The sequence below is a fragment of the Teichococcus deserti genome, assembly GCF_001982615.1.
GTDB classification, from domain to species: domain Bacteria; phylum Pseudomonadota; class Alphaproteobacteria; order Acetobacterales; family Acetobacteraceae; genus Pseudoroseomonas; species Pseudoroseomonas deserti.
On record NZ_MLCO01000030.1, the window covers coordinates 1 to 8,774 of the forward strand.

9 protein-coding genes are annotated in these 8,774 nt (G+C 71.5%); 5 read left to right on the forward strand and 4 right to left on the reverse strand.

Annotated features, from left to right (window positions below):
• Positions 1-258 precede the first annotated feature (258 nt).
• The 5 genes from BKE38_RS33115 to BKE38_RS04825 are packed head-to-tail and all read left to right on the forward strand — an operon-like array spanning position 259 to position 5,081.
• Positions 259-729, forward strand: a complete 471-nt coding sequence (locus tag BKE38_RS33115; protein WP_242662204.1) for a DVU3141 family protein — start codon at positions 259-261, stop codon at positions 727-729.
• Complete coding sequence (locus tag BKE38_RS04810) at positions 726-1,529, forward strand: ABC transporter permease (protein ID WP_242662206.1); 804 nt, start codon at positions 726-728, stop codon at positions 1,527-1,529. Before BKE38_RS33115 ends, BKE38_RS04810 begins: the two co-directional genes overlap by 4 nt.
• Before the next feature lie 4 nt (positions 1,530-1,533).
• Entirely contained in the window at positions 1,534-2,181 is a 648-nt protein-coding gene (locus BKE38_RS04815) for an ABC transporter ATP-binding protein (protein WP_076956232.1), read from the forward strand.
• 7 nt (positions 2,182-2,188) lie between these two features.
• Positions 2,189-3,358: a KpsE/RkpR family capsule polysaccharide export protein gene (locus BKE38_RS04820; RefSeq protein ID WP_076956233.1), complete on the forward strand. Its 1,170-nt coding sequence runs from the start codon at positions 2,189-2,191 to the stop codon at positions 3,356-3,358.
• Positions 3,348-5,081 carry a polysaccharide biosynthesis/export family protein gene (locus BKE38_RS04825; protein ID WP_076956234.1) on the forward strand — a complete coding sequence of 578 codons (1,734 nt, stop codon included), beginning with the start codon at positions 3,348-3,350 and terminating at the stop codon, positions 5,079-5,081. Before BKE38_RS04820 ends, BKE38_RS04825 begins: the two co-directional genes overlap by 11 nt.
• 62 nt (positions 5,082-5,143) lie before the next feature.
• Here the strand turns inward: BKE38_RS04825 and BKE38_RS04830 are convergent, their stop codons facing one another.
• The 4 genes from BKE38_RS04830 to BKE38_RS04845 form a co-directional block, all read right to left on the reverse strand.
• Positions 5,144-6,034 (reverse strand): efflux RND transporter periplasmic adaptor subunit, encoded by an 891-nt coding sequence (locus tag BKE38_RS04830; RefSeq protein WP_076956235.1) that lies wholly within the window; start codon positions 6,032-6,034, stop codon positions 5,144-5,146.
• Complete coding sequence (locus BKE38_RS04835) at positions 6,031-6,240, reverse strand: DUF1656 domain-containing protein (protein WP_076956236.1); 210 nt, start codon at positions 6,238-6,240, stop codon at positions 6,031-6,033. Before BKE38_RS04835 ends, BKE38_RS04830 begins: the two co-directional genes overlap by 4 nt.
• On the reverse strand, positions 6,237-8,267 hold the full coding sequence (locus tag BKE38_RS04840; protein ID WP_076956237.1) for an FUSC family protein: 2,031 nt from the start codon (positions 8,265-8,267) through the stop codon (positions 6,237-6,239). Before BKE38_RS04840 ends, BKE38_RS04835 begins: the two co-directional genes overlap by 4 nt.
• Positions 8,267-8,774, reverse strand: a 508-nt coding sequence (locus BKE38_RS04845) for a MarR family winged helix-turn-helix transcriptional regulator (RefSeq protein ID WP_207553490.1), incomplete at its 5' end; no start/stop codon positions are given. The genes BKE38_RS04840 and BKE38_RS04845, both read right to left, overlap by 1 nt.

Below are 8,774 nucleotides of genomic sequence, written 5' to 3' on the forward strand. Positions count from 1 at the left end.
GGCCAGCAGATCGGCCTGGGCGAGGGTCGCCAGCTGACATTCCGGCCAGAAAGCGGCCAGGTGCGTGGCTTCGGCGGCGGGGGCAGCCGGGAAGGCGATGCGGGCGCCGGCGGTAACCGGTGCCGCGTTCCCACGCAGGTCTTCCATTCTGGCCAAGAAATTCCTCAATAAAGCGTGAGTCTGGGGGCTCAGCTGGGTTTTGCCAGCCGCGATGCAGTGCGGTAGATTCAAGCCATGCAAGAACGCATACAAGCCTGCGTGAGCGGGAAGTCCAGTGATGGGGTTTTCCGCGCAACGCTGCGCGGCCGCCCCATCGCCTCGGCGATGACACCGGTCGCCCCGGCGATGAGAGCGGCGGCCCTCGGGTTGGCCGGGCTGGCCCTGGCGGGCTGCAGCAGCCTGTCCTCGATGGGGCTGGGCGGCGGCAGCGGCTCCGTGCCGCCGGCGCGGGGCGTCGAGATGCCGCCGCCGCGCATGGCCGATCCGCTGGCGAATTTCGTGGCGACGACGCTGCCGGGCAATGGCGGGCTGGTGGCCCCGGCCGAGGGCCAGGCGCCGGTCAGGGTGCAGGTGGTGCGGGGCTACAACTCGGCCGCAGGCCGGGAATGCCGCGAACTGCAGGTCGGCCAGGGCGTGGCGCCGCGGGCGGCGATCTATTGCAAGGAGCCTTCGGGCGCCTGGGCGGCGGTGAAGCCGCTGCTGCGCGGCGGGGCGGTGGCGCGGCCGTGATCATCGGCGATGTGCCCCGCCGGGCTGACTCCAGCCAGGTGGCGACACAGCTGCGGGTCATCGGCGCCCTGTTCATGCGCGAGCTGCTGACGCGGTTCGGGACCAGCCGCGTCGGCTTCATCTGGCTGCTGGCCGAGCCGATGTTCCTCGCCCTGATGATCTCGACCATGCACTGGGCCAGCGGGCATGGCGTCGGCAACAACCTGCCGACCTTCCTGTTCTATGCCATGGGCTACACGCCCTTCGTCATGTTCCGCTCGATCGTCAACCGCGGTCAGAACGTCATCAACGCGAACATGTCGCTGCTGTTCCACCGCAACATCACGCTGCTCGACCTCGCCATCGCCCGCAACCTGATGGAGGCGGCGGTCTGCAGCATGATCATCACGCTGTTCGTCACGGTGGCGGCGGTGTTCTTCGACGAATGGCCGCATGAGCCGGCGCTGCTGTTCTGCGGGCTGATGATGAGCGCGCTGCTGGCACACGGGCTGTCGATGCTGCTGGCGGCGCTGACCTGCTTCTACGAGCCGCTCGAGCGCTTCACCCACCCGCTGACCTATCTGATGATGCCGATCTCGGCGACCTTCTACATGCTGAGCATGCTGCCCAGCGAGTCGCGCGACCTGCTGCTGATCAATCCGCTGGTGCATGTCCATGAGATGAACCGCTGGGCGCAGTTCGGCGACCGCGTGGTACCCTATTACAGCATCCCCTACGTGCTGTGCTGGATCCTTGGCCTGAACCTGCTCGGCATGGCCGGGCTGCGCGCCGCCCGCTCCCGCATCACCATGATGGAGTGACGCGATGCTCGAACTGGACAATGTCTGGAAGAGCTTCGAGACCAAGCAGGGCATGAAGCAGGTGCTGCGCGGCGCCAATGCGCGCATCCGCCGCGGCGAGCATGTCGGCATCCTCGGCCGCAACGGCGCCGGCAAGTCGACCCTGCTGAAGATCATCGCCGGCGTCGAGCGGCCGACGGTGGGCAAAGTGCGCTGCACCATGCGCATGTCCTGGCCGCTGGGCGGCAGCTTCGGCATCCAGACCAGCCTGACCGGAGCCGCCAATGCCCGCTTCATCGCCCGCGTCTATGGCACGCCGGTACGGGAGACCGAGGAATTCGTGGAGGATTTCTCCGAGCTCGGGCATTATTTTCGCGAGCCGGTAAAAACTTACTCCTCCGGCATGACCTCGCGCCTGATGATGGCGCTGTCCTTTTCGGTGGATTTCGACTGCTACCTGGTGGACGAGACGCTCTCCACCGGCGATGCGCGCTTCGCGGACAAGTGCCGCGCGGTGTTCGACATGCGACGGGCCAATGCCGGCATCCTGATGGTGTCGCACAACCCGCTGCATGTGAAGAAGTACTGCAACTCGGCCGCAATCCTGCGGAACGGCATGCTGGAATTTTACGAGGACGTCGATGAAGCTATCACCGCCTACCAGGGCCTCTGAGCCCGGGATGACCGGTGCGGCGACCCGCCCCGTCACCACGCCGCTTCCCCGGGCAGGCCTGAAGCCCAAGCGCAGCTTCCTCTGGAAGCGCCGCTTCTACCTGCTGCTGGTGGTGCTGCCGACGGTCCTCGCCGGCCTGTATCTCTATGGCTTTGCCGCCGGGCAGTTCGCCTCGCAGGCGCAGTTCACCGTGCGCGGCCGCAGCGGCGCGGCCGGCGGCGGCGCCGGCGGCAGCGGCGCGCTGGCCAGCATGATGGGGGCTGCCGGCTTCGCCGCCACCTCGCAGGACGGGCTGGCGGTCAAGGAATTCCTCGCCTCGCATGATTCGCTGATCGCGCTGCAGGAGCGGGTCGGGCTGAACGAGCTCTACCGCCGGCCGGAGGCCGATCTGCTGGCCCGGCTCTGGACGGAGAAGCCGCCGGCCGAGCTGCTGCAGATGTACCACAACCACATGAACACCATCACCATCGACAGCACCTCCGGCATCATCACGCTGCAGGCGCGCGCCTTCCGCCCCGACGACGCCCAGCGCATCGTCGAGGAGCAGCTGCGCATGTCGGAGGAGTTCGTGAACCGGCTGTCGTCCCGCGCCCGCGAGGCCTCGCTGGCCCTGGCGCGGGAGGAGATCGCCCGGGCCGAGAAGCGGGTGCTGGACAGCCAGGCCGCGGTCACCGCCTGGCGGCTGCAGGAGCGCTCGGTCGATCCGCAGCGCAGCGCGCAGATCGGCCTTGACGGCCTGGGCGCGCTGGAAGGGCTGCTGACCGGGGCGCGGGCCGAGCTGCAGGAGAAGCAGGCCTATATGCGCGCCGACAACCCGATGATCGGGGCGCTGCGCAACCGCATCGCCTCGCTGCAGCAGCAGATCAACGAGCAGCGGCAGCGGATGATCCGCGGCGGCGAGAACCTGCCCGGCCAGCTCGCCGCCTATGAGCGGCTGGTGCTGGAGCGGGAATTTGCCGACAAGCAGCTGGCCTCGGCCACCGAATCGCTGGAGACGGCGCGGGTGGATGCGCAGCGCCAGCAGCTCTTCGTCACGCGCATCGTGCAGCCGACCATGGCGGAGCTCGCCATGTATCCGCGGGCAGGGATCATCCTGCTCAGCATGTTTATCATCTTGTCAGTGTTTTACGGGATCGGGTGGATGATGGTGACGGGTGTCCGTGAACATGCGTTCTAGCCGCGCGTTGATCGCCGGGGCGCTGGCTCTGCTGCAGACCGGCGTCGCCTTCGCGCAGAGCCCGACCCTGTCCAGCCCTTCGCCGGCGCTGCAGTCGCAGGGCACGGGCGGCGCCATGAGCCTGCCGCAGCTGCTGCCGGGCAGCGAGATGACCAACCGCGCCGGCACCACGACCGAGGCCGAGGCCGGGGCGACCGTCGCCGGGCCGCTCACCGAGCCGCACCGCCAGCCGGGGCCGAGCCGCGCCGTCTTCGGCGCCTCGCTTTTCGCCCGCAATGCGCCGAGTGCCTCCGACACCAGCAATCCGAGCTACCGCCTTGGCCCGGGGGACCGGGTCAGCGTCCGCGTCTGGGGCGGCGTCGAGGCCGAGGTGATGGGCCAGGTCGATCCGGAGGGGAACCTGTTCCTCCCCTCGGTCGGGCCGCTGAAGCTGGCCGGGGTGCGCGCCGGCGACCTGCAGCGCACGGTGGAGGGCGAGCTGCGGCGGATCTACACCCAGCAGGTGCAGGTCTATGCCGTGCTGCTGTCGGCGGCGCAGATCGGCGTCTATGTCACCGGCTTCGTCAAGCTGCCGGGCCGTCACATGGGCTCGGCCTCGGACACGGTGCTCGACTTCCTGCTGCGCGGCGGCGGCGTCGACCCGGTGCGCGGCTCCTACCGCGACATCGTGGTCCAGCGCGGCAACCAGGTGGTGCAGCGGCTCGACCTCTATCCCTTCCTGCTGCAGGGCCGCATGCCGTCGCTGACGCTGCAGCATGGCGACACCATCGTGGTCGGCAAGCAGGGCTCGGTGGTCTCGGCCGACGGCGCGATCCGCAACAACTACCTCTTCGAGGTGGCGGGGCGGACGATGACCGGGTCGGAGCTGATGGAGCTTTCGGCGCCGCTGCCGGCGGCGACCAATGCGGTGATCCGCGGCACCCGCAACGGCCAGCCCTGGTCGCGCTATGTCAACACGACGGAACTGCGGCGCCAGGCGCTGCAGGACCAGGACGTGGTCACCTTCATCACCGATGCTCCGGCGCCGACGGTCCGGGTCTTCGTCGAAGGCAGCCGGCTCGGGCCCTCCGTGCTGGTGGCCGACCGCGACACGACGCTGTGCCAGCTGCTGGACTATGTGGCGGTGGATCCGGGCCTGGCCGACACGCGCTCGGTCTTCCTGCTGCGGCAGCGGCTGGCCGCACAGCAGCGGCGCTCGATCAACGAGGCGCTGGACCGGCTGGAGCGGCAGCTCTTCACCGCCACCTCCAGCACCACGGGCGTGTCGCAGATCCGCGCCTCGGAGGCGCAGCTGGTCAGCAGCTACATCCAGCGCGGCCGTCGCATCCAGCCGGAGGGCCGGCTGGTGGTGGCGGATGATCAGGGCCGCTGCACCAACATCCGCCTGGAGGATGGCGACACCATCGTGATCCCCGAGCGGACCGAGACGGTGCTGGTGGGCGGCGAGGTGACCACGCCGCAGGCGGTGGTCTGGCGGCCGAACATGACGATCGACGACTATGTCAATTCGGCCGGCGGCTACACCCAGCGCGGCACCTCCAGCGACATCATGATCCGGCGCGCCAGCGGCCAGATCATCCTGGATCCGCGGGAAGGCCCGCGTCCGGGCGACGAGCTGATCGCGCTGCCGCGCCTGGAGATCAAGGGCCTGCAGCTGACCGCCGATATCCTGCAGCTGATCTACCAGTCGGCCCTGTCGGCCCGGGTCTTCACCAACAACTGAGGCTCGCCGAACCGACAGAAAGAAGACGGGGGGCCGGGGGAATTCATTCCTCCGGCCTTTTTTTATGGCCTGAGCAGCGATGGCGCGACGCCGCCCGGCATCACGGTCACGGTCGCCGTACGCCCCGGAATGAGCCGCAGCCCTTCCGGCAGCGGGTCGAGCGCGACGCGCACCGGGATGCGCTGGGCCAGGCGGACCCAGGAGAAGGTGGGGGTGATGTTGGCCACCAGCCCGGTGGTCTGCTCGCGGTCGGCGATGCCGCCGGCGATGCTCTCCACCTTGCCGGTCAGCACCCGGCTGTCGCCCATCAGGGTGACGCGCACCGGGTCGCCGGGGTGGATGCGGGCGAGCTTGGTTTCTTCGAAGTAGCCCTGGACATGCAGGCTGCGGGCGTCGACCAGGGCCATCACGGCGCTGCCGGCGGCGACATAGGCGCCCGGGCGCAGCGTCAGGTTGGTGATGGTGCCATCGGCCGGGGCCAGCACCTCGGTGCGCTCCAGGTTGAGCCTGGCCACCTCGCGGGCGGCCTGGGCCTCGTGCCAGCTGGCCTCGGCGGTGGCCGCGTCGGAATGCGCCTGCTCCTGCCGCTGGGCGGAGACGATGCCCTCGTTCAGCCGGTCGTAGCGGCGCTCGTCGCGGCGGGCGCGCTCGAGGCTGGCGGCGCGGCTCTCGACCACCGCCTCGGCCTGCTGCAGGGCCAGGGCGAAGCGGGCGCGGTCCAGGCGGAACAGCGGCTGGCCGCGGGTGACGACGGCGTTGTCCTGCACCAGCACCTCGGCCACCAGGCCGGAGACATCGGGGGCGATGCCGATGATGTCGGCGCGCACCCGCCCGTCGCGCGTCCAGGGCGCCTCCATGTAGTAGCGCCAGAGCTGCCAGCCGACCGTGGCGGCCGCCGCCACCAGGGCCAGGGTGAGCAGGATCCGGGCGATCCGGGCGACAAGCGGTTTCATGGCAGCAGGGTCTCCGCAAGGGCGGCGGTGCCGCCCAGGATCAGGATGTAGAGCGCGAAGTCGAAGAGGGCGGGGTGCCAGACCCAGCGATAGGCGCCGGCCGCGCGCAGCAGGCGGCGGGCCAGGGCCGCGAGCGGCAGGGCGACGACCGCCCAGACCAGCAGCGCCGGCAGGAAGATGCCGTAGAGGTCGAGTTCCGCGGTCATGCCGGCAGGCCTTCGAGGGTGGGCGAGGGAGCGTCGGGAAACAGCGCCAGGCGCAGCCCGCTGATCGACAGCGCCGCCTGGCGGGCGGGGCGCGATCCGGCCGCGGCCGCGGCGCAGCTGGCCAGGGTGCGGTCCATCTGGTCGAGCAGCTCGGCAGGCGGCAGGCGGCCGCGCGCCTCGGCGGCGACGGCCTGCAGCAGGGCGTCGAGCGCGCCGCGCGGCCCGGGCGGCAGCGCCGCCATCTGCTCGCGCAGCCGCAGCATGTTCAGCGCGGCGCGCAGGTCCGAGAGCTCGGCCACCGGCACGGCGCGGGCATCGACGGCGCCGAGCCGCGCCGCCAGCGCCTCGAAGCGGTCCAGCATGACGCCGAGGATGCGGCGGAGGTCGGCCGGCACCCGGCCCTCGGCCAGCCGCGCCAGGTCCAGCCGGTCGGCGGCCGCCAGCCGCTTCACCCGCCAGGCCACGCCGAAGGAGCGGGCGAGGCGCGCCAGCAGCAGGGCCAGGCCGAGGCCGCCCACCGTCGCCAGCCCGCCATCGGCATAGGCGGCGAAATCGGTCGCGACATAGCTTTCCTGCAGGCTGATCACGGTGGGCAGGGTGACGGCCACGGCCAGGGCAGGGGCCATCAGCGCCGGCTGCGGCATCAGCGCGCCGACCGGCACATAGAGCAGGCCGAGCGCCAGCAGCAGCAGCGGCAGCCCGTCGATCTGCGGCAGGATGGCGAACTGGTACAGCCCGGCCAGCAGCACCGCGGCGATCGAGCCGATCAGGAACTGGCGCAGCGCCGGCGCCGGGTCGTCGAGCTGGCCGAAGATGCACAGCGCGACGCCGCCCATCATCGCCATGCTGGCGCCATGCGACCAGCCGCTGCCGATCCACAGCGCGGCGCCGATGGCGACCGCGCCGGCCGCCGCCAGGCCGGACAGCGCCACCAGCAGCGGGTCGACATGGCCGGGCAGGTGGCCGGCGGCGGCGGGGGCGGCGTCCGACGGCTTCTCGGCCAGCAGCCGCTCGGTCAGCAGCAGGCATTCGCGCCAGTGGGTGACCAGTTCGCGCAGCCGCTCGACCAGCCCGTCGCGCAGCAGCGCCGCCCAGGGGTCGGCGGCGGGATGCGGGTTGCGGGCGGCCTCGGCCAGCCGGGTCTCCAGCCGCTGGGCGCCCAGCAGCCGGTTCGCGCCCGGCGCCTGCTCCAGGCTGGCCGACAGCCAGCCGGCGATGTCCTGGCGCAGCGGATCCAGGGCCTTGGCGGCGGCCGGGTCGAGGCTGGCAAGAACCCGGCCGCGCTCGCCGATGGCGGTCAGCAGGGTGGGCAGCGCCCGCGCATGCTCGTGCAGCCGGCCGGCCCAGAGCAGCGGCGCGCGGCGGCCGGCGACCTCGTAGCGGGCCTGGTGGAACAGGGCCGCCAGCGCGGCGCCGTCGCGGGCGATGCGGCGCCGCTCGGCGGAGAAGCGCTCGGGGTCGTGCGGCCGGGTGAGGCTGTCGGCGCCGAAGCGGGCCAGGTCGGCCAGCCAGGCCCGGCTGGCGGCCAGCACGCGCGGCGCGCCCTGGCGCGGGAAGAGCACGCCATGCATCAGCCAGGCACAGAGGATGCCGAGCCCGATCTCGATCATCCGCCAGATGGCGGTGTCGAAGACGGTCTGCGGGCTGTCGACGATCGGGAAGCAGATCAGCGCCGCGGTGTAGCCCGACAGCATGAAGGCATAGCCGCGCGGCGTCGGGTCGTAGAGCGAGGCGGCCAGGCACAGCCCGATCCAGATGGCGAGCACGGCCGCGGCCAGGGGCGGCGCGTTGACCAGCTGCGGGAACACCAGAATGGAGAAAAAGCCGCCGCAGAGGGTGCCGACCAGGCGCCAGGTGGCCTTGGCGCGCAGCGCGCCGGCGAAGGGCTGCGCCACGATATAGACGGTGCCCATGGCCCAGTAGGGCCGCGGCAGGTCGAGCGAGAAGGCGATCCACAGCGCCAGCGCCGCGGCGGCGAAGCTGCGGGCGGAATAGAGCCAGTCTTCCAGGCTGGGGGCGCGCAGCATCAGGCCAGGTCTCCCGGTTCGCGGCCGAGATTGGCCGCAACACGCTCCAGCACCTGCATGGCGGTGGCGAGCTGGGCGGCGCCGCAGCCCTGCAGCACCTCCGTCCGCAACGCCTCCAGCGCCGAATCGGCGGAGGCGGCGGCGGCCAGGCCCGCCTCGGTCAGGTGCAGGCTGCGGGCGCGGCGGTCGGCCGGATCCGGGCGGCGCTCGACCAGGCCCGTGGCGCCGAGCTGGTCGAGCAGCGGCACCAGGGAAGGCTGCTCGATGCTCAGCGCCGCGGCGAGCGCGCCCTGGCGGATGCCGCTTTCCGGCTGCCGGCGCAGCAGCAGCAGGGCCGAGGCGGTCGCATGCGACAGGCCGAGCGGGGCCAGGCGCAGATCGGCCTCGCGCCGCCAGGCGCGGGTGATGACGATGAAATGCGCGCCGAAGCGGCGGCGCAGCGCAGTCAGCGCCGCATCGTCGGGTAAGGCGGCAGGGGCGGGGGCGGCGGGCATGGGAAATAGATAG

Excerpts from the sequence above, each read along its gene's own strand:
- BKE38_RS04815 (WP_076956232.1), top strand. The coding sequence starts at position 1,534 with ATGCTCGAACTGGACAATGTCTGGAAGAGCTTCGAGACCAAGCAGGGC.
- BKE38_RS04820 (WP_076956233.1), top strand. The coding sequence starts at position 2,189 with ATGACCGGTGCGGCGACCCGCCCCGTCACCACGCCGCTTCCCCGGGCA.
- BKE38_RS04825 (WP_076956234.1), top strand. The coding sequence starts at position 3,348 with ATGCGTTCTAGCCGCGCGTTGATCGCCGGGGCGCTGGCTCTGCTGCAG.
- BKE38_RS04830 (WP_076956235.1), bottom strand. The coding sequence starts at position 6,034 with ATGAAACCGCTTGTCGCCCGGATCGCCCGGATCCTGCTCACCCTGGCC.
- BKE38_RS04835 (WP_076956236.1), bottom strand. The coding sequence starts at position 6,240 with ATGACCGCGGAACTCGACCTCTACGGCATCTTCCTGCCGGCGCTGCTG.
- BKE38_RS04840 (WP_076956237.1), bottom strand. The coding sequence starts at position 8,267 with ATGCTGCGCGCCCCCAGCCTGGAAGACTGGCTCTATTCCGCCCGCAGC.